27 protein-coding genes are annotated in these 26958 nt (G+C 71.9%); 10 read left to right on the top strand and 17 right to left on the bottom strand.

Features of this window, described 5'->3' with window-relative positions:
• Positions 1 to 206: 206 nt before the first annotated feature.
• Genes ABT324_RS22540 through pgl form a run of 4 tightly spaced genes read left to right on the top strand, consistent with a single transcriptional unit; the run spans position 207 to position 5075 of the window.
• The gene (locus tag ABT324_RS22540) at positions 207 to 1838 is read left to right on the top strand and encodes a phosphoglucose isomerase-related protein (RefSeq protein ID WP_351180878.1); all 1632 of its coding nucleotides are present in this window, start codon (positions 207 to 209) and stop codon (positions 1836 to 1838) included.
• Positions 1835 to 3373, top strand: coding sequence for a glucose-6-phosphate dehydrogenase (gene zwf, locus ABT324_RS22535; RefSeq protein WP_351180875.1), 1539 nt, complete (start codon positions 1835 to 1837; stop codon positions 3371 to 3373). Before ABT324_RS22540 ends, zwf begins: the two co-directional genes overlap by 4 nt.
• A complete protein-coding gene (opcA, locus tag ABT324_RS22530) occupies positions 3370 to 4314 on the top strand; it encodes a glucose-6-phosphate dehydrogenase assembly protein OpcA (protein WP_351180872.1) in 945 nt (314 codons plus the stop codon). Before zwf ends, opcA begins: the two co-directional genes overlap by 4 nt.
• The gene (gene pgl / locus ABT324_RS22525; RefSeq protein WP_351180869.1) at positions 4311 to 5075 is read left to right on the top strand and encodes a 6-phosphogluconolactonase; all 765 of its coding nucleotides are present in this window, start codon (positions 4311 to 4313) and stop codon (positions 5073 to 5075) included. Before opcA ends, pgl begins: the two co-directional genes overlap by 4 nt.
• A gap of 56 nt (positions 5076 to 5131) precedes the next feature.
• On the opposite strand, the gene ahcY is transcribed toward pgl, so the two are convergent.
• Entirely contained in the window at positions 5132 to 6385 is a 1254-nt protein-coding gene (gene ahcY, locus ABT324_RS22520) for an adenosylhomocysteinase (protein ID WP_351180867.1), read from the bottom strand.
• A gap of 139 nt (positions 6386 to 6524) precedes the next feature.
• Between ahcY and ABT324_RS22515 the strand changes: the two genes are divergently transcribed.
• The gene (locus ABT324_RS22515; protein ID WP_351180864.1) at positions 6525 to 7814 is read left to right on the top strand and encodes a helix-turn-helix domain-containing protein; all 1290 of its coding nucleotides are present in this window, start codon (positions 6525 to 6527) and stop codon (positions 7812 to 7814) included.
• A 100-nt stretch (positions 7815 to 7914) separates the two neighbouring features.
• Positions 7915 to 9126 (top strand): glycoside hydrolase family 10-like protein, encoded by a 1212-nt coding sequence (locus tag ABT324_RS22510; RefSeq protein WP_351180861.1) that lies wholly within the window; start codon positions 7915 to 7917, stop codon positions 9124 to 9126.
• Here ABT324_RS22510 and ABT324_RS22505 read toward each other — a convergent pair whose 3' ends face one another.
• From ABT324_RS22505 to ABT324_RS22495, 3 genes are all read right to left on the bottom strand, one after another.
• Positions 9127 to 9267: a TrkA C-terminal domain-containing protein gene (locus tag ABT324_RS22505; RefSeq protein WP_351180858.1), complete on the bottom strand. Its 141-nt coding sequence runs from the start codon at positions 9265 to 9267 to the stop codon at positions 9127 to 9129.
• A gap of 35 nt (positions 9268 to 9302) precedes the next feature.
• Complete coding sequence (rraA, locus tag ABT324_RS22500; RefSeq protein WP_351180855.1) at positions 9303 to 9776, bottom strand: ribonuclease E activity regulator RraA; 474 nt, start codon at positions 9774 to 9776, stop codon at positions 9303 to 9305.
• Positions 9777 to 9866: 90 nt separating this feature from the next.
• Complete coding sequence (locus ABT324_RS22495) at positions 9867 to 10670, bottom strand: alpha/beta fold hydrolase (RefSeq protein ID WP_351180852.1); 804 nt, start codon at positions 10668 to 10670, stop codon at positions 9867 to 9869.
• 26 nt (positions 10671 to 10696) lie between these two features.
• Between ABT324_RS22495 and ABT324_RS22490 the strand changes: the two genes are divergently transcribed.
• Entirely contained in the window at positions 10697 to 11179 is a 483-nt protein-coding gene (locus tag ABT324_RS22490) for a MarR family winged helix-turn-helix transcriptional regulator (protein WP_351180849.1), read from the top strand.
• Positions 11180 to 11290: 111 nt separating this feature from the next.
• On the opposite strand, the gene ABT324_RS22485 is transcribed toward ABT324_RS22490, so the two are convergent.
• The 9 genes from ABT324_RS22485 to uvrC form a co-directional block, all read right to left on the bottom strand.
• Entirely contained in the window at positions 11291 to 11635 is a 345-nt protein-coding gene (locus tag ABT324_RS22485) for an RNA polymerase-binding protein RbpA (protein ID WP_351180846.1), read from the bottom strand.
• A gap of 55 nt (positions 11636 to 11690) precedes the next feature.
• Positions 11691 to 11924, bottom strand: coding sequence for a preprotein translocase subunit SecG (secG, locus tag ABT324_RS22480; RefSeq protein ID WP_093155681.1), 234 nt, complete (start codon positions 11922 to 11924; stop codon positions 11691 to 11693).
• A gap of 188 nt (positions 11925 to 12112) precedes the next feature.
• Positions 12113 to 12898 (bottom strand): triose-phosphate isomerase, encoded by a 786-nt coding sequence (gene tpiA, locus ABT324_RS22475; RefSeq protein ID WP_351180843.1) that lies wholly within the window; start codon positions 12896 to 12898, stop codon positions 12113 to 12115.
• A 2-nt stretch (positions 12899 to 12900) separates the two neighbouring features.
• Entirely contained in the window at positions 12901 to 14103 is a 1203-nt protein-coding gene (locus tag ABT324_RS22470) for a phosphoglycerate kinase (RefSeq protein ID WP_351180840.1), read from the bottom strand.
• Positions 14104 to 14177: 74 nt separating this feature from the next.
• A complete protein-coding gene (gene gap / locus ABT324_RS22465; protein WP_351180837.1) occupies positions 14178 to 15188 on the bottom strand; it encodes a type I glyceraldehyde-3-phosphate dehydrogenase in 1011 nt (336 codons plus the stop codon).
• A gap of 327 nt (positions 15189 to 15515) precedes the next feature.
• Positions 15516 to 16502 (bottom strand): DNA-binding protein WhiA, encoded by a 987-nt coding sequence (gene whiA / locus ABT324_RS22460; RefSeq protein ID WP_150068080.1) that lies wholly within the window; start codon positions 16500 to 16502, stop codon positions 15516 to 15518.
• Positions 16493 to 17461 carry a gluconeogenesis factor YvcK family protein gene (locus ABT324_RS22455; protein WP_351180834.1) on the bottom strand — a complete coding sequence of 323 codons (969 nt, stop codon included), beginning with the start codon at positions 17459 to 17461 and terminating at the stop codon, positions 16493 to 16495. Before ABT324_RS22455 ends, whiA begins: the two co-directional genes overlap by 10 nt.
• A complete protein-coding gene (gene rapZ, locus ABT324_RS22450; protein WP_351180831.1) occupies positions 17458 to 18384 on the bottom strand; it encodes an RNase adapter RapZ in 927 nt (308 codons plus the stop codon). The genes ABT324_RS22455 and rapZ overlap by 4 nt, the downstream gene beginning before the upstream one ends.
• Entirely contained in the window at positions 18326 to 20407 is a 2082-nt protein-coding gene (gene uvrC / locus ABT324_RS22445) for an excinuclease ABC subunit UvrC (protein ID WP_351180828.1), read from the bottom strand. Before uvrC ends, rapZ begins: the two co-directional genes overlap by 59 nt.
• 145 nt (positions 20408 to 20552) lie before the next feature.
• On the opposite strand from uvrC, the gene ABT324_RS22440 reads away from it, so the two are divergent.
• A complete protein-coding gene (locus tag ABT324_RS22440) occupies positions 20553 to 21491 on the top strand; it encodes an MBL fold metallo-hydrolase (RefSeq protein ID WP_351180825.1) in 939 nt (312 codons plus the stop codon).
• A 39-nt stretch (positions 21492 to 21530) separates the two neighbouring features.
• Here ABT324_RS22440 and ABT324_RS22435 read toward each other — a convergent pair whose 3' ends face one another.
• Positions 21531 to 22610, bottom strand: a complete 1080-nt coding sequence (locus ABT324_RS22435; protein ID WP_351180822.1) for a glycoside hydrolase family 172 protein — start codon at positions 22608 to 22610, stop codon at positions 21531 to 21533.
• A gap of 107 nt (positions 22611 to 22717) precedes the next feature.
• Complete coding sequence (locus ABT324_RS22430; RefSeq protein ID WP_351180819.1) at positions 22718 to 23740, bottom strand: beta/alpha barrel domain-containing protein; 1023 nt, start codon at positions 23738 to 23740, stop codon at positions 22718 to 22720.
• Between the two features lie 147 nt (positions 23741 to 23887).
• Here ABT324_RS22430 and ABT324_RS22425 point away from each other — a divergent pair, with 147 nt between their 5' ends.
• Positions 23888 to 24643 (top strand): DeoR/GlpR family DNA-binding transcription regulator, encoded by a 756-nt coding sequence (locus tag ABT324_RS22425; protein WP_351180816.1) that lies wholly within the window; start codon positions 23888 to 23890, stop codon positions 24641 to 24643.
• Positions 24636 to 25787 carry an MFS transporter gene (locus ABT324_RS22420; RefSeq protein ID WP_351180813.1) on the top strand — a complete coding sequence of 384 codons (1152 nt, stop codon included), beginning with the start codon at positions 24636 to 24638 and terminating at the stop codon, positions 25785 to 25787. The genes ABT324_RS22425 and ABT324_RS22420 overlap by 8 nt, the downstream gene beginning before the upstream one ends.
• Before the next feature lie 10 nt (positions 25788 to 25797).
• Here ABT324_RS22420 and ABT324_RS22415 read toward each other — a convergent pair whose 3' ends face one another.
• Positions 25798 to 26058 (bottom strand): hypothetical protein, encoded by a 261-nt coding sequence (locus ABT324_RS22415; protein ID WP_351180810.1) that lies wholly within the window; start codon positions 26056 to 26058, stop codon positions 25798 to 25800.
• A gap of 78 nt (positions 26059 to 26136) precedes the next feature.
• Positions 26137 to 26892, bottom strand: coding sequence for a nucleotidyltransferase domain-containing protein (locus ABT324_RS22410; protein ID WP_351180887.1), 756 nt, complete (start codon positions 26890 to 26892; stop codon positions 26137 to 26139).
• Positions 26893 to 26958 lie beyond the last annotated feature (66 nt).

The raw sequence follows: 26958 nt of genomic DNA, 5'->3' as shown, positions 1-26958 counted from the left end.
CCTCAACCCCCTTCGCTGTTCCTCCCACCTTTCTCCCTGGGGGGGCGGCGCTTCCCCCCCCCGCCCCCGCCACCGCTCCTCCGGGCCGCGCCTGCCCGGATCGGCGACACTGTGGTCGCACGGAGTTGGCTTCCAAGATCGAACCCCGGTAGGCCAGGTCGAACTGGGGTTCGACCCAACTAGATCGAGCGCTGTGAAGGAAGTACATGGCAACCGAAATTTCCGTCGACATTCCCGATGAGGCGCTAGCGGCCGAAGCGCGACCGCTGGTCGAGCGGTTGGCCGCCGATGCGGTTGCCGGCAAGCTCGCCGCCCAGGACGCGACGCTGTGGGGGGCGGACGCCGAGCCCGAGGCATCCATCCGGCTGGCCTGGACGACGCTGCACGAGAGCTCCCGCCCGCTGCTGGCCGAGATCGACGCGCTGCGCGCCGAGCTGCACGCCGAAGGCCTGGACCGGGTCGTGCTGGCCGGGATGGGCGGCTCGTCGCTGGCACCCGAGGTGATCACCGCGACCGCCGGGGTGCCGCTGGTCGTGCTGGACACCACCGACCCCGGGCAGGTCGCCGACGCGCTGGCCGGTGACCTGGAGCGCACCGTGCTGGTGGTCTCCTCCAAGTCCGGCACCACCGTCGAGACCGACTCGCACCGCCGGATCTTCGAGCAGGCCTTCCAGCAAGACGGAATCGATCCTGTGACCCGCATCATCGTGGTCACCGACCCCGGTTCCCCAATGGAGTCGGCCGCGCGCGAGGCGGGCTACCGCAAGGTCTTCACCGCCGACCCGAACGTCGGTGGCCGCTACTCCGCGCTGACCGCGTTCGGTCTGGTCCCGGCCGGTCTGGCCGGTGCCGACGTGTCCGCGCTGCTGGACGACGCGGCCACGGCGTTCCCGCGGCTGGCCGCCGACGACGACAGCAACCCGGCCCTGCGGCTGGCCGCCGCCCTGGGCGCGGCGCACGCCGGGGGCGCGGAGAAGGTCGTGTTCGCCGACACCGGCTCCGGCATCAAGGGCTTCGGCGACTGGGTGGAGCAGCTGATCGCCGAGTCCACCGGCAAGAACGGCACCGGCCTGCTGCCGGTCGTGGTCGAGGGCACCGACGCGCCCGGGTTCGCCGACGCCGGTGCGGACGCCACCACCGTGGCGGTCGGCCCCGCGGTGGCGGGCGCGGGAATCAGCACCTCCGGTCCGCTGGGCGGGCAGTTCCTGCTGTGGGAGTTCGCCACCGCGCTGGCCGGTCGGCTGCTGGGCATCAACCCGTTCGACCAGCCCGACGTGGAGGCCGCGAAGAAGGCCGCGCGGGCGCTGCTGGACGGCCCGGCCGGTGGCCCGGCCGCGACCCCGGTGCTGGTGGACGGCTCGATCGAGGTGCACGCCTCCGGCGGGTGGCTGTCGGCCGGGGTGGGCAACGTGACCGAGGCGCTGCGTGCGTTCCTGGCCGCCGCCCCGAAGAACGGCTACCTGTCGGTGCAGGCCTATCTGGACCGCCTCGACGACGCCTCGGCGGCGGTGCTGCGCCCGGAGCTGGCGCGCCGCACCGGCCTGCAGACGACCTTCGGCTGGGGGCCGCGGTTCCTGCACTCCACCGGCCAGTACCACAAGGGCGGCCACCAGAACGGTGTGTTCCTGCAGATCACCGGGAACTCCGAGCAGGACCTGGAGGTGCCGGAGCGGCCGTACACGCTGGCCGGTCTGCAGCGCGCGCAGGCGCTCGGCGACGGTCAGGTGCTCGCCGACCGCCGACGGCCGGTGCTGCGCCTGCACCTCACCGACCGCGCGGCCGGGCTGGTGGAACTGGTCAAGGCCGTGCAGGACCTGGCACAGGGAGGTGCGCGGTGACCCCGCCCAACCAGCAGTGGCAGAACCCGCTGCGGGACCCGCGGGACAAGCGGCTGCCCCGGATCGCCGGCCCGTGCGGGCTGACGATCTTCGGCGTGACCGGTGACCTGTCCCGCAAGAAGCTGATGCCCGCGATCTACGACCTGGCCAACCGGGGCCTGCTGCCGCCGGGCTTCGCGCTGACCGGCTTCGCCCGCCGCGACTGGGCCGACCAGGACTTCGGCCAGGTCGTCTACGAGGCGGTCAAGGAGCACGCGCGCACCCCGTTCTACCAGAGCGTCTGGGACCGGCTGGCCGAGGGCATCCGGTTCGTACCGGGGTCCTTCGACGACGACGAGGCGTTCGACCGGCTCGCCGACACCGTCAAGCACCTCGACGCCGAGCGCGGCACCGGCGGCAACCACGCCTTCTACCTGTCGGTGCCGCCGTCGGCGTTCCCGACGGTGCTCAAGCAGCTGTCCCGCTCCGGGCTGACCGACCAGTCCGACGAGAGCTGGCGCAGGGTGGTCATCGAGAAGCCGTTCGGCCACGACGCGCAGAGCGCCCAGCACCTCAACCGGATCGTCAACGAGGTGTTCCCCGAGGACTCGGTGTTCCGCATCGACCACTACCTCGGCAAGGAGACGGTGCAGAACATCCTGGCGCTGCGCTTCGCGAACCAGCTGTTCGAGCCGATCTGGAACTCGCACTACGTGGACCACGTGCAGATCACCATGGCCGAGGACATCGGGCTGGGCGGTCGCGCGGGCTACTACGACGGCATCGGCGCGGCCCGCGACGTGATCCAGAACCACCTGCTGCAGCTGATGGCGCTGACCGCCATGGAGGAGCCGGTCTCGTTCTCCCCGCAGGACCTGCGCGCGGAGAAGGTGAAGGTGCTCTCGGCGACCAAGCCGGTCGGTCCGTTCGACGAGACCACCGCGCGCGGCCAGTACACCGGTGGCTGGCAGGGCGGTTCGCTGGTGCCGGGGCTGCACGAGGAGGGCGGGTTCGCCTCCGACTCGATCACCGAGACCTACGCGGCGATCACCCTGGAGGTGGAGAGCCGCCGCTGGGCGGGGGTGCCGTTCTACCTGCGCACCGGCAAGCGGCTGGGCCGCCGGGTCACCGAGATCGCGGTGGTGTTCAAGCGCGCCCCGCACCTGCCGTTCGACAGCACCATGACCGAGGAGCTGGGGCAGAACGCCCTGGTGATCCGGGTGCAGCCGGACGAGGGCGTGACGATGCGCTTCGGCGCGAAGGTGCCGGGCACCTCGATGGAGGTGCGGGACGTGACCATGGACTTCGGTTACGGGCACGCCTTCACCGAGTCCTCGCCGGAGGCCTACGAGCGGCTGATCCTGGACGTGCTGCTGGGCGAGCCGTCGCTGTTCCCGGTCAACGAAGAAGTCGAACTGTCCTGGAAGATCCTCGACCCGGTGCTGGACCACTGGGCCGCGCGTGGCAAGCCGCAGCCCTACAAGGCGGGCACCTGGGGTCCGCCGTCGGCGGACGCCATGCTGGCCCGCACCGGACGCGTCTGGAGGCGACCGTGATCATCGACCTGCCGTCCACCACGACCTCGCAGGTCAACAAGAAGCTGGTGGAGCTGCGCGAGACCGGCGGCGCGGTGGCGCTGGGCCGGGTGCTGACGCTGGTGGTGGTCACCGGCGACGGCACCGAGGTGGAGAAGGCCATCCAGGCCGCCAACGACGCCAGCCGGGAGCACCCGTGCCGGGTGATCGTGGTGGCCAGCGGGGCGCGGCAGGCCGCGCCGCGGCTGGACGCCCAGATCCGCATCGGCGGTGACGCGGGCGCCTCCGAGGTGATCGTGCTGCGGTTGTACGGGCCGCTGGCCGACGAGGGCGCGGGCTCGGTCGTCCCGCTGCTGCTGCCGGACGCCCCGGTGGTGGCTTGGTGGCCGACCGACGCCCCGGACCACCCGGGCAAGGACCCGATCGGCGCGCTGTCGCACCGGCGGATCACCGACTCGGCCAACGAGGCCGATCCGATCGCGGCCCTGCAGAAGCGCGTCCGGTCCTACACCGACGGCGACACGGACCTGGCCTGGACCCGGTTGACCTCGTGGCGGGCGATGCTGGCGGCGGCGATGGACCTGCCGCCGCACGAGCGCGTCACGGCCGCCACGGTGACCGGTGCGGCGGATTCCCCGTCGACGGACCTGCTGGCCGCGTGGCTGGCCAGCTACCTGGACGTCCCGGTGCGCCGGGTGGAGCACCCGCGCGGGCCGGGCATCGTCTCGGCGGTGCTGGAGCGCCCGTCGGGCAACGTGGAGATCGTCCGCCCGGACGGCAAGGTGGGCACGCTGACCCAGCCGGGCCAGCCGGAACGGCGGGTGTCGCTGCACCGCCGCGAGGTCCGCGACTGCCTCACCGAGGAGCTGCGCCGCCTCGACCCGGACGAGATCTACGAGGCCACCCTGGCCGGGCTGGACAGCATCGTCCGCGACGAGCCGGAGCAGGAGGAGCAGGCATGACCCGTCCCGATGTGGTGGTGCACGCGTCGGGCGAGCTGCTGGCCGCCGCGGCGGCGGCGCGGTTGATCACCGCGCTCGTGGACGCCCAGGCCGCGCGCGGGGTGGCGTCGGTAGTGCTCACCGGCGGCCGCACCGGCATCGGTGTGCTCGAGCAGGTCCGCCGCTCCCCCGCGCTCGACGCGGTGGACTGGTCCGCGGTGGACGTCTACTGGGGCGACGAGCGGTTCCTGCCGGACGGCGACCCGGAGCGCAACGAGACGCAGGCCCGGCAGGCGCTGCTGGACCACGTGCCGGTCGACCCGGACCGGGTGCACCCGATGGCCCCCTCGGACGGCAGGTTCGGCGCGGACGCGGAGGCCGCCGCGGCCCACTACGCGGAGGTCCTGGCGACCACCGCGGACCGGGCCACCGACATCGCGGTGCCGCACTTCGACGTGCTGCTGCTGGGTGTCGGCGAGGAGGGCCACACGGCGTCGCTGTTCCCGGACACGCCGCACGTCCGGGAGACCGGGCGAACGGTGGTGGGTGTGCGCGACTGCCCGAAGCCGCCGCCGACCCGGATCTCCTTGACGCTCCCGGCGATCCAGGCGGCCTCGGAGGTCTGGCTGATGACCACCGGAGCGGCCAAGGCCGAACCGGTGGCGGCAGCCCTGGGCGGCGCGAAGCCGGAGGACATCCCGGCAGCCGGGGCCCGCGGCCGCAACCGCACGCTGTGGCTGTTGGACCGGACCGCCGCATCGAGGGTCCCCACCGGGGGGTGATCCCAACGGTTGGTGGCACCTGGGAACTCCCGGGTGCCACCAACCTCGTAACAAGATCAGGTGCCGAGCTGCCACGAGGTGAGGTACTCGTGCTGGCGCGGGGTGAGCTCGTCGATGGTGATGTCGTAGGCCGCGAGCTTGGCCACCGCGACCTCGTCCTCGATCTCCCGCGGGATCGGGTGCACCGCCGGTTCCAGCTCGCCCGCGTGCTCCACCAGGTAGCGGACCGCCAGTGCCTGGGTCGCGAAGGTCATGTCCATCACCTCTGCCGGGTGGGCCTCGGCGGCGGCCTGGCCGAGGAGGCGGCCTTCGGCCAGCAGGAGGACGCGGTGCCCCTCGGGGAGGGTGTACTCCACGCAGTTGTCGCGGACGTAGCGGCGGCTGGTGGCCGTGCTGGTGAGGTCGTCGACCGCGATCTCCAGGTCAAAGTGGCCGGAGTTGCCGATGATCGCGCCGTCCTTCATCAACCGCATGTGCTCGACGGTGACCACGTCCCGGTTCCCGGTGGTGGTGATGACCAGGTCCGCTTCGGCGGCGGCGCGGTGCATCGGCAGCACCCGGAGGCCGTCGAGCTTGGCCTCCAGCGCCCGGACCGGGTTGACCTCGGTGACGACCACGTCCGCGCCCATGCCGCGGGCCCGGGCCGCCACCCCGCGCCCGCACCAGCCGTAACCGGCCACCACGACGGTCGCCCCGGCCAGCAGGACGTTGGTGGCGCGCAGGATCCCGTCGATGGTGTTCTGGCCGGTTCCGTAGCGGTTGTCGAACAAGTGCTTGGTCAGCGCGTCGTTGGTGGGCAGAACCGGGTAGCGCAGCGCCGCGGCGGCGGCCATGTTGCGCATCCGGATCACGCCGGTGGAGGTGATCTCGGTGCCGCCGGTGATCGCGGGCAGCAGGTCCGGGCGCTGCTCGTGCACGGTGGCGGTGAGGTCGGCGCCGTCGTCGACGATGAGCGTCGGCTCGATGCCGAGCGCTCCTTCGACCTGCTGGTAGTAGGTTTCGCGGTCGCAGCCGTGCAGCGCGAAGACCTCCGCGCCCAGGTCGCGCTGGATCGCCGCGGCGACATCGTCCTTGGTGGACAGTGGGTTGGACGCGCACAGCGCCACTTCCGCGCCGCCGGCGACGAGCGTGCGGCAGAGGTTCGCCGTCTCGGTGGTGACGTGCAGGCAGGCCGCGATGCGCGCGCCGCGCAGCGGTTCCTCCGCCGCCCAGCGCTCGGTCAGACCGGCCAGGACCGGCATGCGGCGGTGGGCGAACTCGATCTTGCGAGCGCCGTCGTCGGCCAGTGCGGGATCGCGCAGCAGGGGCATCGGCTGGTTCCTCTCCTCGGCGGGACGGGCCGAGTCCACCAAGGACACCGGCACCGGGCCAGAGCACGAACCGGGCGACAACCGGGCACCTGCGGCGACGAGCTGGAGGCGGGCAGGACCGCCGCGTAACGTCAGCTCGGTGGCACGCCAGTCCGACCTCGCCCAGAAGCGCCGCAGCCGCGGCCACACCCAGGAGACGCTCGCGCACCGCCTCGAGGTGGACGTCTCCACCGTCGCGCGCTGGGAGCGCGGCGCGTCCACCCCCACTCCGCGCATGCGGGTGGCCCTGGCCCGCGAGCTGGGGTTGTCGCTGGACCAGCTCGCCGCGCTGCTGCCCGGCGCACCGGCCGCTGCACCGATGCCCGCCCCGGGGGTCCCCGCAGCGGACCCGGTGGAGTTGATCAAGGACGTGTGGACCGCGGCGGAGCGCGACGGTCTCGCCGCCCGCCTCGCGGAGAACGCCCCCGCTCCCGGGCTGACCGGCGACCGCGCGGTGCGGGTGGCCCACCAGTGGTTGATCACCCCACCGCCGCCCTCGGTGGCGTGGCGGAACGAGGCCGGTCAGCGCATCGGATCCGGCGAGCTCGGCCGCATCCAGGCCCGGTTGCGGTACCTGCACCACGCCGACGACGTCGTCGCGGGCGGGGACCTGCACACCACCATCCGCGGCGAGGTCGCCCGCACCGCGGCGCTGCTGCGCACCGCGAGCTACCCGGAGGAGGTCGGCCGCGGCCTGCTGCGGGCCGTCGCCGAGCTGTGCCAGCTGGCCGGGTGGTCCACGGCCGACGGCGGGCACGTCGCGGCCGCCGAGCGCTACTACCTCAGCGGCATCCAGGCCGCGCACGCCGCCGACGACCCGGTGCTGGCCGCGCAGGTGGTGTCCGCACTGGCCGGGCACCTCACCGAGTTCGGCCGGGCCCGCGACGCGGTGCTGGTGGCCGGGTCGGCGCTGGCGCGCATCGGCGGCCTCGACCGGGACGCCACCACCCCGACCGTGCGGGCGCTGCTGCACGCGCGGGCGTCGTGGGCGCACGTGGCGGCGGGCGAGAGCGGCCAGGCGGCCACGGCGATCCAGTGCGCGCAGGACGAGTACGCGCGCCGCCGCGACGGCGACCCGGACCCGGCGTGGGTCTACTGGCTGACCCCGGAGGAGATGGAGATCATCGTCGGTCGGGTGGACACCGCGCTGGGGCAGCCGCAGCAGGCCCGCCAGCGGTTGACCACCGCGATCCGCAGCTGCGACCACCGCCGCGTCCGCGAAACCGCGCTGTACACCACCTGGCTCGCGCACGCGCACCTGCGCGCGCAGGACGTCGACCGGGCCGCGGCGCTGGCCGCCCGCGCCCAACAGCTGAGCGAGACGATCCCCTCCGCCTACAGCGAGCGCGCGGTGCGCCAGCTGTCCCGGCGGCTCGCGGCGACCCGCTGATCCAGCGGATCAGGTGGTCATTCCTCGCCATTCCAGCGGCGACCGGGGCGCAAACCGTAACCTGTGCCGCGATCGACGACGAGCGGCGGAGGCGAGCTGGATGACCCGAGCACAGGGGTTGCGCCGGATCCGGGCCGACCTGCTGGTCCTGGCGCTGGGCGTGGTGGCGGTCCTGCTCAGCGCGTCCGGGGCCACCGGGGCGGCGGCCAAGGCGCCGAGCACGGCGGTGCGCGGGGTGTGGATCGCCTCGGTGACCAACATCGACTGGCCGAGCAAGCCGGGGCTGTCCGCCGCGCAGCAGCAGGCCGAGTACCGCGAGTTGCTGGACCAGGCGGTGGACAACGAGCTCAACGCGGTGTTCGTGCAGGTCCGCCCGACCGCGGACGCCTTCTGGCCGTCACCGCACGAGCCGTGGTCGCACTGGCTGACCGGGCAGCAGGGCGTGGACCCCGGCTACGACCCGCTGCGGTTCCTCGTCGACGAGGCCCACCAGCGCGGCCTGCAGTTCCACGCCTGGTTCAACCCGTACCGGGTCAGCATGCAGGACGACCCGCAGCAGCTGGTGCCCGAGCACCCGGCGCGACAGCACCCGGAGTGGACCTTCCGCTACGGCGGCAAGCTGTACTTCGACCCGGGGGTGCCCGCGGCCCGCGAGTTCGTCACCGAGGCGATCATGGACGCGGTGCGCGACTACGACGTCGACGGCGTGCACCTGGACGACTACTTCTACCCCTACCCGGTCGAGGGTGAGGAGATCCCGGACGGCGACACCTTCGCCGAGCACGGCGGGGACTTCACCGACATCGGGGACTGGCGGCGGCACAACGTCAACCAGCTGGTGTCCGAGCTGGACGCCCAGGTGCACGAGGTCAGGCCGGACGCGCGGTTCGGCGTCAGCCCGTTCGGCATCTGGCGCAACGCCAGCAGCGACCCGAACGGTTCGGACACCAACGGGCTGGAGTCGTACTCGGCGATCTACGCCGACACCCGCAGGTGGGTCGAGGAGGGCTGGGTCGACTACATCGCCCCGCAGGTCTACTGGCCGATCGGCCACGCCGCCGCCGACTACGCGACGCTGGTGCCGTGGTGGTCGGACGTGGTCGCGGGCACCGACGTGGACCTGCTCATCGGCCAGGCGGCCTACCGGGTCGGCCAGGAGGGCTGGACCGACCCGGGCGAGCTGTCCGACCACCTGGACCTCAACGCCGAGAACCCGGGTGTCACCGGCGACATCTACTTCAGCGCCAGGTCGCTGACCACCAACGCCGCCGAGGCCATGGCCCAGGTGGTCGCCGACCACTACTCCGGCTGATCAGGCCCGGTCGGCGAACCGCTCCACCTGCTCGCTGCTGCCGGCGACGACCAGGATGTCGTCGTCGTGCACCACGGTCTCGGCCGTCGCGTAGGTGAAGGACTCCTCCTGCCGCTGGTCGGCGGGGCGGAGGACGTTCACAGGTGGGACAGTACTGGCGACCGCCCAAGTGCCGCCTACGGCTCGGCGACCACCACGACGCCGTCGTGGTCGGCGACCACGTACTCGCCGGGGACGAACTGGACGCCGCCCAGCTCGACGACCTCGTCCACGACGCCCTCACCGGTCTTGCTGCTCTTGCGCGGGTTGGTGCCCAGCGCCTTGACGCCGAAGTCCATCCCGGCCAGCACCGCGGAGTCGCGCACCGCGCCGTTGACGATGACACCGCTCCAGCCGTTGGACCGGCCGAGCTCGGCGATCAGGTCGCCGATCAGCGCTGCGTGCAGCGAACCCTGGCCGTCGATCACCAGCACCGCGCCCTCGCCCGGCGTGGAGAGGACCTGCTTGAGCAGAGCGTTGTCCTGGAAGCACTGGACGGTGCGGATGCGCCCCCCGAAGGCGGCGCGCCCGCCGATGGTGCGGAACTGCACGTCGCAGCTGCGCACCTCCGGGCCCTCCCGGTCCGCCAGGTCAGCCGTCACCAGAGTCATGCGTCCTCCCTGCTCCGCTGCGTGGACCGCGAGCGTACCCAGCGGTAGCCCGTAGGTGCGCGGCAGCGCGATCAACGCCACACCGGGTGCTCAGCCGGCCAGGTGCCGCCGGATGAGGTCGTTGGCACGCTGCGGTGCCTCGATGTTGGTCATGTGCCCGCAGCTTGCGAACTCGACCAGTTCCGCGTTCGGCATCCGGCGCACCGCCTCACCGGCCATCCGGTGCAGGTCGCTGGCTTCCAGCTCGCCCACCACGAAGACGGTCGGCGTGGTGATCTCCGCCAGGCGGCTGCGCACGTCGGTCTCGACGAGGGTGCCGGTGGCGGTGTGGTGGTTCATGATCGTCGCCATGGCCATGTCCCGGCACCGCTGCCGGAGCTGCGGATCCACCTGGTCGGGCTGGCGGTGCGGGCCGTCCACCGCGTACCGCAGCATGTTGTCGAGGAAGCGGTCGGCGTCCATCGCCTGCTTCGCGGCCTCCTCCTCCCGGTGGTGCTCCAGGATGAACGGGTCCTGGAACCGCACCGGCGGCACGCCCGGGCCGAACAGCACCATCCGGTGCACCCGGTCCGGGTGCTCGAGCGCGAACGTCAGCGAGGTGGCGCCGCCCATCGAGTTGCCCACCAGCGAGGCGCTCCCGATCCCGAGGTGGTCCAGGACCGCCCGCAGGTCCTGGTACGGGTGGTGGTCGCGCATCGCGGTGCTGGAGCGCCCGTGCGAGCGGGCTTCGTAGCGGATCAGCTGGTACTCGTCGGCGAGGTCGAGCTGCTCGTCCCACATCTGGACGCCGAGGAACCCGGCGTGCAGCAGCACGACCGGCGGGCCCGAGCCCACCACTTCGGCGTAGAGCTCCCCGTCTGGAACCGGGATCTTCATCGTGTCGATGGCGTTCATGACAACCAAGGTGTCATAATGACACCGTGGTTGACAACTCCCCGCTTCCGCCGGAACAACTCGGTCCCCGGTTGGCCGAGATCTACGCCGTCCTCGGCCCGCTGTACCGCAAGGTGGCGCAGCTGGTCGAGCACGAGAGCCCCCGCGGCGGCCTGTCCATCGGCGTCCGAGCGGTCCTGGAACGGCTGGAGATGGCCGGAACCGCCGAAACCGTGCCGCAGATCGCCCGCACCCTGGAGCTGAGCAGGCAGTTCGTCCAGCGCATGGTCAACGACGCGCTGGCGCAGGGCTACGTCGCGCTGAAGCCGAACCCCGCGCACCGCCGTTCCTCGCTGGTCGCGCTGACCGACACCGGCCTCGCCGCGATCAACGCCCTGCAGCGGCGCGAGCACGAGACGATGGGCCGCGTCGGCGGTGACCTCACCGACTCCGACCTCAGGACAACCCTGCGGGTCCTGCGCCACATGCTCGACGCGGTCCCCGACCCCGGCACCGAGGACCCCCACTGACGCGAAAGGACCGGGCCAGGCGATCACTCACCTGACCCGGTCCTCGCTGCGCTCCAGCCCCACCCCCCGCAACTCGCACCGCCACGCGGGGCGAGCCGGGAACACCGCAGTTCAGCGGCCTTTGCGTTCGCGGAGCTTGGCCAGTGCTTCTTCCAGGATCGCCAACCCGTCGGCGTCGCTACGGCGCTCCTTCACGTACGCGAGGTGGCTCTTGTACGGCTCGTTGCGCCGCGCCGAGGGCGGGTTGTCCTGGTCCAGGCCCGCGGGCAGTCCGCAGCGCGGGCAGTCCCACTCCTCCGGCACCTCGGCGTCCATCGCGAACGACGGTCGGCTGTGGTGCCCGTTGCTGCACCAGTAGTCGACGCGTTTGCGCGGAGCGGATTCCCCCCGCTCCGACTCGCCCACCGCGGGGCCGGAACCCACTCGCGTGCCGCGAATGGCGTTACCACCAGTCATCCATCCTCACCCACCAAGCGGCCCTGGGTCGTCGACCGGCTGGGGTGCCGACCGATCAACCGATCTTGATCAACAGGCCGACCCCGACGATGGAGATCACCCACAGCGCCATGACGAACAACGTCATCCGGTCGAGGTTCTTCTCCGCCACGCTGGAACCGGCCAGGTTGGACTGCATACCGCCGCCGAACAGCGAGGAGAGGCCACCACCCTTGGCCCGGTGCAGCAGCACCAGCAACACCAGCAGCACACTCGTCACGATCAACATGATCTGCAGGAAAAGAGTCATCACGTCCTCGTTCGCACAGCGGTTCGCCACCTAGCGTACCGGGCCGCCAACAGCGAGTTGACCACTGTCCACCGTTTGCCACGGCAGACGTTCTCACACCGCCCCGCCCCGGTCGTCCCCGAGGGGGGCGATGTCGGGTGACGGACACCCGCGCCCGACCCAGCGGGTCGTCGCGGGTGCCCCGGAGGTCACGGCAGGGGGCCGCCCGCCGCCATGGCGGAGAGCTTGGCGAACTCGTCGCCGTTGAGGCTCGCACCGCCGACCAGGGCGCCGTCCACGTCCGGCTGCCCGACCAGGTCGCCGATGTTGCTCGACTTCACCGAACCGCCGTAGAGCACCCGCACCTCGTCGGCGATCTCCTTGCCGTACTTCTCGGCCAGGGCCGCGCGGATCGCCGCGCAGACCTCCTGCGCGTCCGCGGCGGTGGCCACCTTGCCGGTGCCGATCGCCCACACCGGCTCGTAGGCCACCACGACCTGGTTGATCTGGTCGGCCTTGAGACCCTTCAGCCCGTTGATCAGCTGCGTCGTGCAGTGCTCGACGTGGTTGCCCGCCTCGCGCACGTCCAGCTGCTCGCCGACGCACAGGATCGGCGACATGCCGTTCTTGAGCGTGGCGCGGACCTTCTTGTTGACGACCTCGTCGGTCTCGGCGTGGTACTCGCGGCGCTCCGAGTGGCCGACCACCACGTAGGTGCAGCCCAGCTTGGCCAGCATCGGGCCGGACACCTCACCGGTGTAGGCCCCGGACTCGTGCTCGGAGATGTCCTGCGCGCCGTACTTGAGCAGCAGCTTGTCCCCGTCGACGAGGGTCTGCACGCTGCGGATGTCGGTGAACGGCGGCAGCACCGCCACCTCCACCTTGGCGAAGTACTTCTCCGGGAGGGCGAAGGCGACCTTCTGCACCAGGGCGATGGCCTCGAGGTGGTTCAGGTTCATCTTCCAGTTGCCCGCGATCAGCGGCGTCCTGGCCATGGTCAGCGCTCACCTTCCAGGACGGCCACACCGGGCAGGTCCTTGCCTTCCAGGTACTCCAGCGACGCACCACCGCCGGTGGAGATGTGCGAGAAGCCGTCCTCCGGCAGCCCCAGGGTGCGCACCGCGGCGGCCGAGTCGCCGCCGCCGACGACGCTGAAGGAGTCGGAGTCGACGATGGCCTGCGCGACGCCGCGGGTGCCGTCGGCGAACGCCGGGAACTCGAACACCCCGGCCGGACCGTTCCAGAACACCGTGGCGGAGTCGCGGAGGATGCCGGCGAACAGCTCGACGCTGCGCGGGCCGATGTCCAGGCCCATCCAGCCGTCCGGGATCGCGTCGGCGCCGACGACCTGCTTGTCGGCGTCGGCGGCGAAGCGGTCGGCGACCACCACGTCCACCGGCAGCACCAGCTTGTCGCCGTGTTCGGACAGCAGCTGCTTGGTGGACTCGACCTGGTCCTCCTGCAGCAGCGAGTTGCCGACGCCGTGGCCCTGCGCGGCCAGGAACGTGTAGGCCATGCCGCCGCCGATGAGCAGCTTGTCGACCTTGGGCAGCAGCGCCTTGATGACGCCGAGCTTGTCGGAGACCTTCGAGCCGCCCAGCACCACCGCGTAGGGGCGCTTCGGGTCGCCGGTCAGGGTGCGCAGCACCTCGACCTCGGCGAGCACCAGGCCACCGGCGTAGGCGGGCAGCCGCTTGGCGACGTCGTAGACCGAAGCCTGCTTGCGGTGCACCACGCCGAAGCCGTCGGAGACGAAGGCGGCGTCCGGGCCCACCAGGGCGGCCAGCTCGTCGGCCAGCGCGCCGCGCTCGGCGTCGTCCTTGCTGGTCTCGCGCGCGTCGAAGCGCACGTTCTCCAGCAGCGCCACCGAACCGTCGGTCAGGCCCGCGACCACGGACTTCGCCGAGTCGCCGACCAGGTCACCGGCCAGCGGGACGTCGGTGCCCAGCAGCTCGCCGAGGCGGCGGGCCACCGGGGCCAGGGAGAACTCCGGGGCCGGCTCGCCCTTCGGCCGCCCCAGGTGCGCGGTGAGCACGACCTGGGCACCGGCCTCGGTCAGCTTCCGCACGGTCGGCAGGGAGGCGCGCACCCGGCCGTCGTCGGTGATCTTCTCGCCGTCCAGCGGCACGTTGAGGTCGGCACGCACCAGAACACGCCGCCCCCGAACGCCCTCGGACAGCAGATCGTCGAGGTTCTTCACGCTCTGCTCCTCAGTCACGGGAAGACCCGCACGAGCCGAGGTCCTGGGCTCGTGCGGGTCTGCCGGTCCGGATGTCAGGCCAGCTTCTTGCCGACCAGGCCGACCAGGTCCGCGAGGCGGTTGGAGTAGCCCCACTCGTTGTCGTACCAGCCGACGATCTTGACCTGGTTGCCAATGACCTTGGTCAGCGGCGCGTCGAAGATCGTCGAGTGCGGGTCGGTGACGATGTCGCTGGAGACGATCGGGTCCTCGTTGTACTTGAGGATGCCCTTGAGCTTGCCCTCGGCGGCAGCGGCCCTGAACGCCTCGTTGACGGCCTCGACCGAGGCGTCCTCGCGGACGGTGGCGGTGAGGTCGGTGGTCGAGCCGGTCGGCACCGGGACGCGCAGCGCGTAGCCGTCCAGCTTGCCGTTGAGCTCCGGCAGCACCAGGCCGATGGCCTTGGCCGCACCGGTGCCGGTCGGCACCACGTTGACCGCGGCGGCGCGGGCGCGGCGCAGGTCCTTGTGCGGGCCGTCCTGCAGGTTCTGGTCCTGCGTGTAGGCGTGGATGGTGGTCATCAGGCCCTGCTCGATGCCGAAGGTGTCATCGAGGACCTTGACCATCGGCGCCAGGCAGTTGGTGGTGCAGGAGGCGTTGGAGATGATGGTCTGCGAGCCGTCGTACTTGTCGTCGTTGACGCCCAGCACCACGGTGAGGTCCTCGCCCTTGGCCGGGGCGGAGATGATGACCTTCTTCGCGCCGCCCTCGTCCACGTGCTTGCGGGCGTCCTCGGCCTTGGTGAAGAAGCCGGTGGACTCCACGACGACGTCGACGCCCAGGTCGCCCCAGGGCAGCTTGCCCGGGTCGCGCTCGGCGAGGATCTTGATGAGCTTGCCGCCCACCTCGATGCCGTCGCCGGTGACCTTCACCTCCTGGCCGATGCGACCGAGGATGCTGTCGTACTTCAGCAGGTGGGCCATGGTCGCGACATCGCCCAGGTCGTTGGCGGCCACGATCTCGATGTCGTGATCGCTGGCGGTGGCGGCCCGCCAGAAGTTCCGCCCGATCCGACCGAAGCCGTTGATGCCTACGCGAACGGTCACGCCGATCTCTCCTCGTGACTGACCCGGCCGACGACGCGGCGGGTGAGGTTGATGGTCTCGACTTCACCCTATCTGTCATCGGGCCTGGTGCACGCGGGCGGGCGAACCGCCTCACCCACTGGAACGGCGACGTATACCACCGGGTGTCCACGACCCCAGGAACACCCGCATCACAGCTGGTCAAACACCTCAGAACGGGCCGCGGTACCCGTGATCGGCATCTCTGCAACGGTTCTGGCCACCGCCGCGCGAGCGCAATTCCCAACCCAACTGTGGATATCCCCGCTCCCGATCACAGTCCCAGTTCGGAACTGTGATCGGGACTGGTCAGGCCTCGGCCTCCAGCATCTCCGCGGTGACCGCGGACTCGGTGTCCGGGACGCCCAGCTCGCGGGCGCGCTTGTCGGCCATCGCCAGCAGGCGGCGGATCCGGCCCGCCACCGCGTCCTTGGTCATCGGCGGGTCGGCCAGCTGGCCGAGCTCCTCCAGCGAGGCCTGCCGGTGCGCCAGCCGCAGCTTGCCCGCGACCATCAGGTGCTCCGGCGCCGTCGGGCCCAGCAGCTCCAGCGCCCGCTCCACCCGGGCCGCCGCCGCGACCGCCGCACGCGCCGAGCGGCGCAGGTTCGCGTCGTCGAAGTTGGCCAACCGGTTCGCGGTGGCCCGCACCTCGCGGCGCATCCGCCGCTCCTCCCAGGCCAGCACGCTGGAGTGCGCGCCGAGCCGGGTCAACAGGGCACCGATCGCGTCACCGTCGCGGACCACCACCCGGTCCGCGCCGCGCACCTCGCGGGACTTGGCCGCCACCCCGATCCGCCGCGCCGCACCGACCAGCGCCAGCGCCGCCTCCGGGCCGGGGCAGGTGACCTCCATCGAGGAGGAGCGCCCGGGTTCGGTCAGCGAGCCGTGCGCCAGGAACGCGCCGCGCCAAGCCGCTTCGGAGTCGCAGGCCCCGCCCGAGACGACGTGCGCGGGCAGCCCGCGCACCGGGCGGCCGCGCGGGTCCAGCAACCCGGTCTGCCGGGCCAGGCCCTCACCGTCTCGCACCACGCGCACCACGTAGCGGGTGCCCTTGCGCAGTCCGCCGGAGGTGATCACGTGCACGTCGGAGTGGTGCCCGAAGAGCTCGTGGATCTCCTTGCGGAGCCTGCGCGCCGTGGAGCCGCTGTCCAGCTCTGCCTCGACCACCACCCGGCCGGCAACGATGTGCAGGCCGCCGGCGAAGCGCAGCAACGAGGAAACCTCGGCTCGTCGGCAGCACGTCTTGGTCACCGCCAACCGGCTCAACTCGTCCTTGACCGCCGCGGTCATCGCCACCGGTCCGTCCTCCTCTCCAGTGCTGCCCGCAGGCACGCCGCGAGCGCCTGCGGGTCGTGCCGTCCCGGCACGGCGGGTGCGGCGATCTCCTCGAGCAGAGTCGACGCACCCAGTTCGGCAGCCGCCGCGCGGAGCCGGTCCGGGGTGGGGACCGAGTCCGCGTCGGCCAGCACCGCGTCGACCCGCAGCCGCGGAGCGTGCTGCGAGAGTACGTCCAGGTGCTGCTCGGGTGAGAAACCTGCCGTCTCGCCGGGTTGCGGCACCAGGTTTAGCACCACGAACCGGCGCGCGGAGGTCCGCACCAGGGCTTCGTGGAGCTCCGGGACGAGCAGGTGCGGCAGCACGCTGGTGAACCACGAACCCGGCCCGAGCAGCACCAAGTCCGCCGAGAGCACCGCCTCGACCGCCTCCGGGCAGGCCGCCGGGCGGCCCCCGCCGTTCGCCTGCAACCTCACCTGTTTCACCCGACCGGGCGTACTGGCGATGGCGACCTGGCCGCGGATGGTCCGCACCGCGCCCGGGTCGGAGTCCAACCCGACCACGTCGGCGGACATGTCCAGCGGTTCGGTGGACATCGGCAGCACCCGGCCCCGCACGCCGAGCAGGCGGCACGCGTGGTCGAGCACCTGCACCGGGTCGCCGAGCACCTCCAGCAGCCCGGCCAGCACGAGATTGCCCACGGCGTGCCCGGCCAGCGCCCCACTGCCGCCGAAGCGGTGCTCGAACACCGTCGACCAGAGCTTCCCGTCCGGGTCGCCATCGGACAGCGCGGCCAGCGCCTTGCGCAGGTCACCGGGTGGCAGCATGCCGAGCTCGCGGCGCAGCCGACCGGAGGAGCCGCCGTCGTCGGCCACCGTCACCACGGCGGTCACGTCCGAGGTGATCTGCCGCAGCGCGGACAGCGTCGCCTGCAGACCGTGCCCGCCGCCGAGGGCGACCGCCCGCAGCTCGGTGCTCACTCTCGCCCCAGGTCCCGGTGCACCGTCTTGACCATCATCCCGTCGTCCTCGGCCAGGCGGCGGGCCAGCTCCTCGGTGAGCGCGACGCTGCGGTGCTTGCCGCCGGTGCAGCCCAGCGCCAGCGTCAGGTAACGCTTGCCCTCGCGGTGGTAACCGGCCCCGACCAGGCGCAGCAGCTGCTGGTAGCTCTGCAGGAACTCCTCGGCGCCCTCCTGGCCGAGCACGTAGTTGCGGACCTCGTCGTCGAGGCCGTTGAACTCGCGCAGCTCGGGGATCCAGAACGGGTTGGGCAGGAACCGGCAGTCCATCACCAGGTCGGCGTCCATCGGCAGACCGTACTTGTAGCCGAAGGACAGCACGGTGACGCGGGTGCGGGTGCTGGCCTCGGTGCCGAAGGCGTCCTCGATCTTGGACCGCAGCTGGTGCACCGACAGGTTGGAGGTGTCCAGCACCAGGTCGGCCTCGGAGCGCAGCCGGGACAGCAGCGAGCGCTCGGCGGCGATGCCGTCGGCCAGCCGCCCCTCCCCCTGCAGCGGGTGGCTGCGCCGCACCCCCTCGAAGCGGCGGATCAGCACCTCGTCGGTGGCTTCCAGAAACAGCACCTTCGGCTTGTAGCCGCGGGCGTCCAAGTCCTTGATCACCGCCCCCAGGTCCTCGGTGAACGCGCGGCTGCGCACGTCCATCACCACCGCGACGCGGGTGACCGCGCCGCTGGAGCGCGCCCCCAGCTCCACCATGGTGGCGATCAGCTCGGGCGGCAGGTTGTCCACCACGAACCAGCCCAGGTCCTCCAGGCACTTGGCCGCGGTGCTGCGGCCCGCTCCGGACAGGCCGCTGACCACGGCGACCTCGATGCCCGACTCCTCAGTCACTGCTCTCCCCTTCAGCGTTCTCCGTTGCCGGGCGCGGCCCGGCTCCCCCATCCGCCGCCAGCGCCGAGTGCACGGTCTCGGCGGTGCGGCGGCCGATCCCGGGGACCGCGGCGATCTCGTCCACCCCGGCCTGGCGCAGCTTGCGCACCGAACCGAAGTGTTTGAGCAGCGCCGTGCGGCGGGTTTCGCCCAGTCCTGGGATCGCGTCCAACGCGGAGCTTGTCATGCGCTTGCCGCGCTTCCTCCGGTGGTAGCTGATGGCGAAGCGGTGCGCCTCGTCGCGGACCCGTTGCAGCAGGTAGAGCGCTTCGCTGGTGCGCGCCAGGATCACCGGGTCGGGGTCGGCGGGCAGCCAGACCTCCTCCAGCCGCTTGGCCAGGCCGATCACCGCGACGTCGGTGATGCCCAGCTCGGTGAGCGCGTCGGCGGCGGCGTTGGCCTGCGGCGCGCCACCGTCGATGACCAGCAGGTTCGGCGGGTAGGCGAACTTCTTCGGGCGGCCGGTGTCCGGGTCGACGGCCGCCCCGACCTGCGCTCCCTCGGGCCTGCCGGTCCCGCCGACCTGCTCCGCCTGGCCCTCACCGGTCCCGCCGAGCTGCTCCGCCTGGTCCTTGCTGGTCTCGCTGAGCTGTTCCGTCTGGTCCTTGCTGGTCTCGCTGAGGTAGCGGTGGAAGCGGCGGCGCACCACCTCGTCGATGGAGCCCACGTCGCCGCCCTCGGCGCCCTCGCGGACCTCGAAGCGGCGGTACTCCGACTTGCGCGGCACGCCGTCCTCGAACACCACCAGCGAGGCGACCACGTCGCTGCCCTGCACGTGGCTGACGTCGATGCACTCGATCCGCAGCGGCGCGGTGTCCAGCGCCAGCACCTCCTGCAGCTCCTGCAGCGCGGCCGAGCGCGCGGTCAGGTCCCCGGCGCGGCGCAGCTTGTACTGCTGGAAGGCCTCCTTGGCGTTGCGCTCGACGGTCTCCATCAGCGCCCGCTTGTCGCCGCGCTGCGGCACCCGCAGGCTCACCCGGCTGCCGCGCAGCTCGCCGAGCCACCCGGCGATGGTCTCGGCGTCGTCGGGCAGCTGCGGCACCAGGACCTCGCGCGGCACCGGGCTGCCCCCGGCGTCGGCCTGGTCGGCCAGCGACGCCTGCTCGCCGTAGAACTGGGTGAGGAACCGCGAGGTGAGCGCCGAGGTGCTGGTCTCCTCGACCTTGTCGATCACCCAGCCGCGCTGGCCGCGGACCCGGCCGCCGCGGATGTGGAAGATCTGCACGGCGGCGGCCAGCTCGTCCTCGGCGAAGGCGACCACGTCGGCGTCGGTGCCGTCACCGAGCACCACCGCCTGCTTCTCCATCGCCCGCCGCAGCGCCGCCAGGTCGTCGCGCAGCCGGGCGGCGCGCTCGAACTCCAGCTCGGCGGAGGCGGCCTGCATCTCCTTGTCGAGCTTGCGCATCAGCTGGTCGGTCTGCCCGGCCAGGAAGTCGCAGAAGTCGTCGACGATGTCGCGGTGCTCCTCGGCGCTGACCCGGCCGACGCACGGCGCCGAGCACTTGCCGATGTAGCCGAGCAGGCACGGTCGGCCGATCTGGGAGTGCCGCTTGAACACCCCGCTGGAGCAGGTGCGCGCCGGGAAGACCCGCAGCAGCAGGTCGAGCGTCTCGCGGATGGCCCACGCGTGCGCGTACGGGCCGAAGTACCGCACGCCCTTGCGGCGCGGGCCGCGGTAGACGTGCAGCCGCGGGTACTCCTCGTGCAGGGTGACCGCGAGCACCGGGTAGGACTTGTCGTCGCGGTAGCGGACGTTGAACTTCGGGTCGTACTCCTTGATCCAGGAGTACTCCAACTGCAGCGCCTCGACCTCGGTGCCGACGACGGTCCACTGCACCCCGGTGGCGGTGGTGACCATTTGGCGGGTGCGCGGGTGCAGCCCGGCCAGGTCGGCGAAGTACGAGGACAGCCTGCTGCGCAGGCTCTTCGCCTTGCCGACGTAGATCACCCGGCCACCGGCGTCGTGGAACCGGTAGACGCCGGGGGCGTCCGGGATCGTGCCGGGGGCGGGTCGGTAGGTGGACGGATCGGCCACCCCACCAGCCTACGTGCGTGGTCCGACTGCCTGGATCTCGGTGCGGGGCGCACCATCCGGCCGTGGAGGGGGCACACTGGATCTTGACGACGATGACCGTTCCGGGGAGGCCGCGCGCTTCCCCGCAGCAGGCGGGAGGTCAGCCGTGAACACCGAGAACGCCCATCCCGATCGCGCGGCGCTGTCCGAGGTCGGCCCCGGGGTGCACGCCTGGTTCCAGCCGGACGGCAGTTGGTGGATCAACAACGCCGGGGTGGTGTTCGGCGACGACGGGGCGGTGCTGGTGGACACCTGCGCGACCGCCGAGCGCACCCGGCGCTTCCTGGACGCGGTGCGCGCGGCCGGTGGGGACGCGCCGATCCGGTTCGCGGTGAACACCCACCTGCACGGCGACCACACGCACGGCAACGCGCTGCTGCCCACGAGCACCGTCCTCATCGGACACCCGGCGACCCGGGACGGGATCCTGGCCGACACCGTCCTGGCCGACCCGCCGCCGGTGTGGGAGCCGACACCGGTGTGGGGCATCACCGAGCACCGCGCGCCGACGGTGCTGGTGCGGGATTCGCTCACCCTGGACATCGGGGGGCGCCTGGTCGAGCTGCACCACCCCGGGCACGCCGCGCACACCGAGGGTGACGTGGTGGCGTGGGTGCCGGACGCGGGGGTGCTGTTCACCGGCGACCTGATCTTCCACGGCGTGACGCCGCTGGTGTTCATGGGATCGGTGGAGGGCGCGCTGAAGTCGCTGGACTGGCTCGCCGGTTTCCGCGCCAGCTCGGTGGTGCCGGGCCACGGCCCGGTCCTGCCGGGCCTGTCGTTCCCGCGCGTGCTGGAGGACCAGGCGCGCTACTACCGCTTCGTGCTGGACACCGCCCGCCAGGCCCGCACCGACGGGCTGTCCCCGCTGGAGGCGGCGCAGCGCTGCGACCTGGGCGAGTTCGCGAACTGGCCGGACCGCGAGCGCATCGTGCTCAACCTGCACCGCGCCTACGCCGACGTGGACGAGACCGAGGTCGACCTGGTGGCGGCCTTCGCCGACGCGGTCACCTACAACGGCGGCCCCCTCCGCGCCGCCGTCTGAGCCGGGTGCCGGTCCGCGCGGGACCGGCACCCGGCCGGGTCACAGCGGGCGCGGGATGCGCTCCTGGACGGGCGCGAGGGTGATCGGCAGCGCTGGGAGGGTCTGGTACCAGTAGGCGACCGAGGACACGTCGTCGGAGCGCTTGTTGGCGTGGCCGTGCTCGATGGTCACCTTGATCGACTTGTCGAACACCACCGGGTCCTCCACGTGGAACCGGTAGTAGGACACCTGGCCGCTCCAGTTCGGCCCGCCCGCCATGGTCAGCCCGTGGTAGGGCGCCTGGTACTCCTGACCCGGGCACCACGCGGTGTTGAAGTAGTCCTCGGTGCCGGTGCCGTGCAGGCGCGGCGGCCACTCCTCGCCGTCGACGAAGATCATGTCGTCGCCCTCGCCGTACCAGTTCCAGTCGCTGGTGTGGCGGAGGTTGTGCACGTTGAGCACGGTGCCCACGTAGTGCCCGCGGCCCTCGGCCTGCAGGATCACGTAGTTGCCCTCGCCGCCGATGTTGGTGCCGCCGAAGAGGAACTCCTCGTTGGTCTGGTCGCCCTGCTCGACGCCGTCGGTGGGGTTCTGCCGCCGCCACTGCGCGTGGAAGTAGCCCAGCTCCGGGTCGGCCTCGGTGTAGGTCTCGTAGTCGATGTAGAAGTAGAACGTCACCGGCTTGACGCTCAGCTCGCTGATCAGCTCGAAGCGGGCGCGCCCGGCGAAGGGCATGGCGAACCAGCAGTTGAAGCCCTTGCCGTCCTGCGGGCTCATCTGCAGCGGCGCGGACACGAAGTTGGCGCTGCGCCCGTGGCCCATGCCGAAGAAGTCGCCCAGCGGCACCAGCACGGCGGGCTGCGACTGGTCGTCCCAGGTGATCTTCAGGACGAGCCGCCGCAGGTAGTCGCCCTCCAGCTCGGCGGGCTTGCCCACGTGGTCCAGCGCCACGGTGCACCAGATGTGCGTGATCGCGCCAGGCCCCTGGATGTCGGCCAGCACGCGGGTCTGCCCCGGCTCGACGCGGACGTTGTCGGTGTTGCCCCCGGTCTGGTCCCAGCTGGACACCCGGCCGCGCCGACTGCTCCGCAACCGGGGCAGGTCCCGCAGGCTGCTGCCAAAAGCTCCGTAGCCGCCCAAAACCGCCTCCCCAGAAGTGATGTGTCCCTGATCACTTCTTACCACGGGGATCGGCCGGTGTGGGGTTTTCCCAGCAGCGCAAGCCGAATGCGCGCACCGGCCCGGCGTCAGCGCGCCGGGGGCTCGTAGTTCTCGATGCGGCGCAGGAGGGTGCGGATGCGGGCCGCGTAGAGCGGCGACAGCGCGTAACCCGGGTAGCTGGCGAACCAGCTGGCGCTGCCGAGGCTGACCGCGTCCGCGCCCGCCCAGAAGTACTCGCGGCAGTCGTCGAAGCTGCGGATGCCGCCGGTGGCGATGATCGGCAGGGTCACGCCGGAGTCGCGGAGCTCCTTGACCACGCGCAGGCCGATCGGCTTGACCGCCCGGCCGGACAGGCCGCCGAAGCCGTTCTTCAGCAGCGGTTCGCCGGTGTTCGGGTCCAGCCGCAGGCCCTTGACGGTGTTGATGGCGGTCAGCGCGGACACCCCGTGGCGGGCCGCCAGCTGCGCGTGGCCCAGGTAGTCGTAGTCCGGGGAGAGCTTCAGGATGACCGGGTGGTTGCTGCGCGGCACCGCCTCGGCCAGCACCGACTCGATGATCTGGTTGAAGTCGAAGTTGACGTTGTGGCAGGAGACGTTGAACTCGACCGCGGCGATCTCCCCGGTCGGGACCGCGGCGTTGACCTTGTCCACCAGGGTGACGAACTCCTCGGCGGAGAACCCGCCGACGGAGATGATGGTGTTCTGCTCGCGGGTGCGCGGGTAGTAGTCGCGCAGGTAGGCGTCGATGCCGACGTTGCACCAGCCGAAGGCGTTGAGCCAGCCGCCGTCGACCTGCCGCAGCGCCTGGCCGTAGCGCTTGATCAGCGCGGGCAGCTCCTGCAGCGGCCACACGTCGCGGGTGGTGAAGTGCCCCTCGCGGGGTTCGACGGTGAGGGTGCGGGTGGTGACCGCGCCGAACCGGCCCAGCGGGACGAACGTCGAGATCGGGCTCATGCCGTAGGGCACCAGCTTGGCGTTGGCCACGCCGTAGCCGAGCAGGCTGGACGAGGTCACCAGGCGGTTGCGGAGTCGGATGTCACCGAGCCGAACGCCGGGTTCGGCCGGAACGTCTCGCACCAACCGTAGGTTGCGCTCCTGGGCCACGCTCACGATCTTCCTCCTACCCGCGTCGACGACCTGCGCATCGCAGCGTCCAGGCCATTGTCCCCCATTCGCCGCTCCCCACCCCAGCGGCCTCGATCACATGCCCTGTTCATTCTCTTGCGTTCCGCACGCGAGTCGTGTTCGATCGAAACCGTGGAAAGTTCGGAACGAACGGCGACGATCGTCGAGCGGTTGCGGTTGGCCGAGCGCGTGACGGTCGCCGAGCTGGCCGAGGCGACCGGTTGCTCGGAGATGACCATCCGCCGCGATCTCGACCAACTCGCCGAGCAGGGCGTCCTGCGCCGGGTGCGGGGCGGCGCGGTGAGCTTCCTGCGGGGGCACTCGGCGCCGTTCCCGCTCCGCGAGCGCGACGAGGTGGCGACCAAGCAGCGGTTGGCGGCCGCGGTCGACGAGCTGATCACCGACAGCGAGTCGGTGATCCTCGACTCCGGCACCACGACGCTGGCGGTGGCCAAGCGGCTCGCCCACCGCCAGCTGACCGCGATCCCGCTGGACATGCACGCGGCGAACGCGCTGAGCAACGTGCCGCAGGTGGACCTGCTGCTGCCGGGCGGGCGGGCGAAGCCCGGTGAGCTGTCGTTCATCGGGCACCTGGCGGAGGCGTCGCTGCGCGCGCTGCGGGTGGACACCACGGTCCTCGGCGTGTGCGGGTTGTCCGCCAAGCACGGGCTGACCGCGCACGACCTGGAGGAGGTCCCGGTGAAGCGGGCCGCGGTGGCTGCCGCCCAACGCGTCGTCGCGGTCTGCCACGGCGCGAAGTTCGCCCGCACCGGCCTGGGGCTGGTCTGCCCGGTCACCGACCTGGACGTGGTCGTCACCGACGCCTCCGCGCCGGAGGAGGCGCGCGCCGAGCTGGCGGCGGCCGGGGTGGAGGTCCGCGTTGTCTGAGGCGACCGTCGCCGTCCCGCAGCGGGCGCGCTGGGCCGTCACGGCCTACTTCGTCAGCACCGGCGCGGCCCTGGGCACCTGGACCGCGCGGATCCCGGCGATCAAGCAGGACCTCGGCCTCGACGAGGGGCAGGTGACGCTGGCGCTGTTCGCGGTGGCGGCCGGGTCGGTGCTGGCGATGCAGGCCGTCGGGCACCTCGCCGACCGATTCGGCAGCGCCCGCGTGCTGGGCCCGGCCGGGCTGGCGATGGCGGCGGGCCTGGTACTGCCGGGCCTGGCGAGCAACCTGCCGCTGCTGCTGGTGGGCCTGCTGGTGTTCGGCGCCGGGCACGGGACCGTCGACGTGGCCATGAACACCCACTCGTTGCAGGTGCAGCGCGGCTACGGCCGACCGATCGTGAGCACCTTCCACGCGATGTTCAGCGTTGGTGGCCTGCTCGGCGCCGGGGTCGGGGCGCTGGCGGCGCACGCCTCGATGAGCGCGGCGCTGCACTTCGCGCTCGTCGCGGCAGTGCTGGCCGCGGTGCTGCTGCTGGCCCGGCGCGAGCTGCTCCCGGCGGAGGTGCGGCCCCCGAGCGCCGCTGCACCGCGACAGCGCGGGATCTCGCCGGGCATCCTGTTCCTGGGTGTGCTGGCGTTCTTCTGCTCAGTCGGCGAGGGCTCGATGGCCGACTGGTCGCCGCTGTACCTGCACGACGTGCTGGGCACCAGCCCGGCGGTCGCGGCGGTGGGTTACGCGGTGTTCTCCGCGATGATGGCCGTCTTCCGCTTCCTGGGCGACGTCCTGGTGGCCCGGCTCGGCCCGGTGCTGCTGGTCCGCTGCTGCGGCGCGATCGCGGGCACCGGCCTGGGGGCCGCGCTGCTGCTGCACCACCCGGTGGCGGCGATCGCCGGGTTCGCGCTGTTCGGGATCGGCCTGTCCTGCATCATCCCGCAGGTGTTCAACGCGGCGGGCAACCGCGACCCGAACCGCAGCGGCCGGGACCTGGCGCAGGTCAGCACCCTCGGTTACGGCGGACTGCTGGCGGGGCCGGTGGTGATCGGCCTGATCTCCAGCTGGACCGACCTGAGCACCGGCCTGGCCGTCCCGGCCGCGCTGGCCCTGCTGGTGGCCCTGTCCGCCCCGGCCGTGCGGCCCCGCTGAGGCGCAGCGGTCACTCGGCGCCCGCCGGGTAGCCCTGCTTGTCCTTCCACAGCTCGGGCCGCTGGGGGCCTGCGAACTCGTGCACGTACCCGCACTTGTCGCAGATCAGTCCGGTGGCGGACCGGTTGGCCCAGGCCATGTTGAACAGCTCCGCACTGGTCGAGTTCAGCTTGACCTCCCGCGACCAGAACCAGGCGTGGCCGCACACCAGGCACCGGAACGCCTTGCCCAGCACGGTCGCGAGCTTCGGCTTCGTGTCGAACAGCCCCATGCGGGTGATCATGGCAGTCAGCGGTCCTCGCCCGCAGGCGGGTGCGGGAACCGGCCGGAACCTGTTCCCGCACCCACCTCAGCGGGCTCCGGACACCGCCGCCTCGCAGCGCGCCTGCGCCTGATCCACGGCCGCGACCAGGGAATCCGGGGCCAGCCCAGCGATCACCCGGTCCACGTCGCGCAACCCCGCCCTGGCGAGCAGGCGCTTCTCGTTGGTCACCCACTCCCCTCGGGCGGCCAGGACCGCGTGGGCCGACTGGCAGGCGGCCTGGGCGATGGCTCCCGCCGTTTCGGCGAGCCGACCGCGCGGGGCGTGGTTCGCCCGGGCGTAGCTGAACCCGAGCGACGCCTGCTGCCACCAGACCGCCGGGGCGGATTCCCGCAGCGCCCGCGGGAATTCCGGCCGCGGCAGCTCCCCGTGCAGCACGCGGTTGATCGCCAGTTCGGCCAGCAGCAGGTAGCTCGGGATGCCGGCCAGGTGGAACATCAGCGGCTGCCACTCGAAGCGCCCGGCGCGGGCTTCGGTGAGCACGTGCTCGACCACGTCGAGATCGCGGTAGTGGACGTCCACCGGCCGGTCGTCGATCCGCAGCCAGGCACCGCCGTTGAACACTCCGCCGCCCCAGGCGCCGAGCTCGGACACCTCCCCCGGCCAGCCGACGTCGCGCAGGTGCTGCGGCTCGAACTGGCCGCGGTAGTAGATGGCGAAGTCCCAGTCGCTGTCGGCGCGGTGCGTGCCTTGGGCGCGCGACCCGCCGAGGCTCACCGCGCGCACGCCCGGCAAGGCGGCGAGCTGGTCGGCGACGTGGGTTTCGAACTCTGCTTCATCCAGCAAAACGGGCTCCTCCAACGCAATGCCAAGTAGCGCGATCGCACAACGCGTCGCGCCGTCGACGAG

This window comes from Saccharopolyspora sp. NPDC000359 (assembly GCF_040300525.1).
Classification (GTDB): Bacteria; Actinomycetota; Actinomycetes; order Mycobacteriales; family Pseudonocardiaceae; genus Saccharopolyspora.
Note: the sequence above shows the minus strand (reverse complement) of the source record. Positions and strands in the feature narration are given on the sequence as shown.

Excerpts from the sequence above, each read along its gene's own strand:
- ABT324_RS22510 (WP_351180861.1), top strand. The coding sequence starts at position 7,915 with ATGACCCGAGCACAGGGGTTGCGCCGGATCCGGGCCGACCTGCTGGTC.
- rraA (WP_351180855.1), bottom strand. The coding sequence starts at position 9,776 with ATGACTCTGGTGACGGCTGACCTGGCGGACCGGGAGGGCCCGGAGGTG.
- ABT324_RS22540 (WP_351180878.1), top strand. The coding sequence starts at position 207 with ATGGCAACCGAAATTTCCGTCGACATTCCCGATGAGGCGCTAGCGGCC.
- ABT324_RS22415 (WP_351180810.1), bottom strand. The coding sequence starts at position 26,058 with ATGGGGCTGTTCGACACGAAGCCGAAGCTCGCGACCGTGCTGGGCAAG.
- pgl (WP_351180869.1), top strand. The coding sequence starts at position 4,311 with ATGACCCGTCCCGATGTGGTGGTGCACGCGTCGGGCGAGCTGCTGGCC.
- secG (WP_093155681.1), bottom strand. The coding sequence starts at position 11,924 with ATGACTCTTTTCCTGCAGATCATGTTGATCGTGACGAGTGTGCTGCTG.
- ABT324_RS22495 (WP_351180852.1), bottom strand. The coding sequence starts at position 10,670 with ATGAACGCCATCGACACGATGAAGATCCCGGTTCCAGACGGGGAGCTC.
- ABT324_RS22485 (WP_351180846.1), bottom strand. The coding sequence starts at position 11,635 with ATGACTGGTGGTAACGCCATTCGCGGCACGCGAGTGGGTTCCGGCCCC.
- ahcY (WP_351180867.1), bottom strand. The coding sequence starts at position 6,385 with ATGCCCCTGCTGCGCGATCCCGCACTGGCCGACGACGGCGCTCGCAAG.
- rapZ (WP_351180831.1), bottom strand. The coding sequence starts at position 18,384 with ATGGGGGAGCCGGGCCGCGCCCGGCAACGGAGAACGCTGAAGGGGAGA.
- tpiA (WP_351180843.1), bottom strand. The coding sequence starts at position 12,898 with ATGGCCAGGACGCCGCTGATCGCGGGCAACTGGAAGATGAACCTGAAC.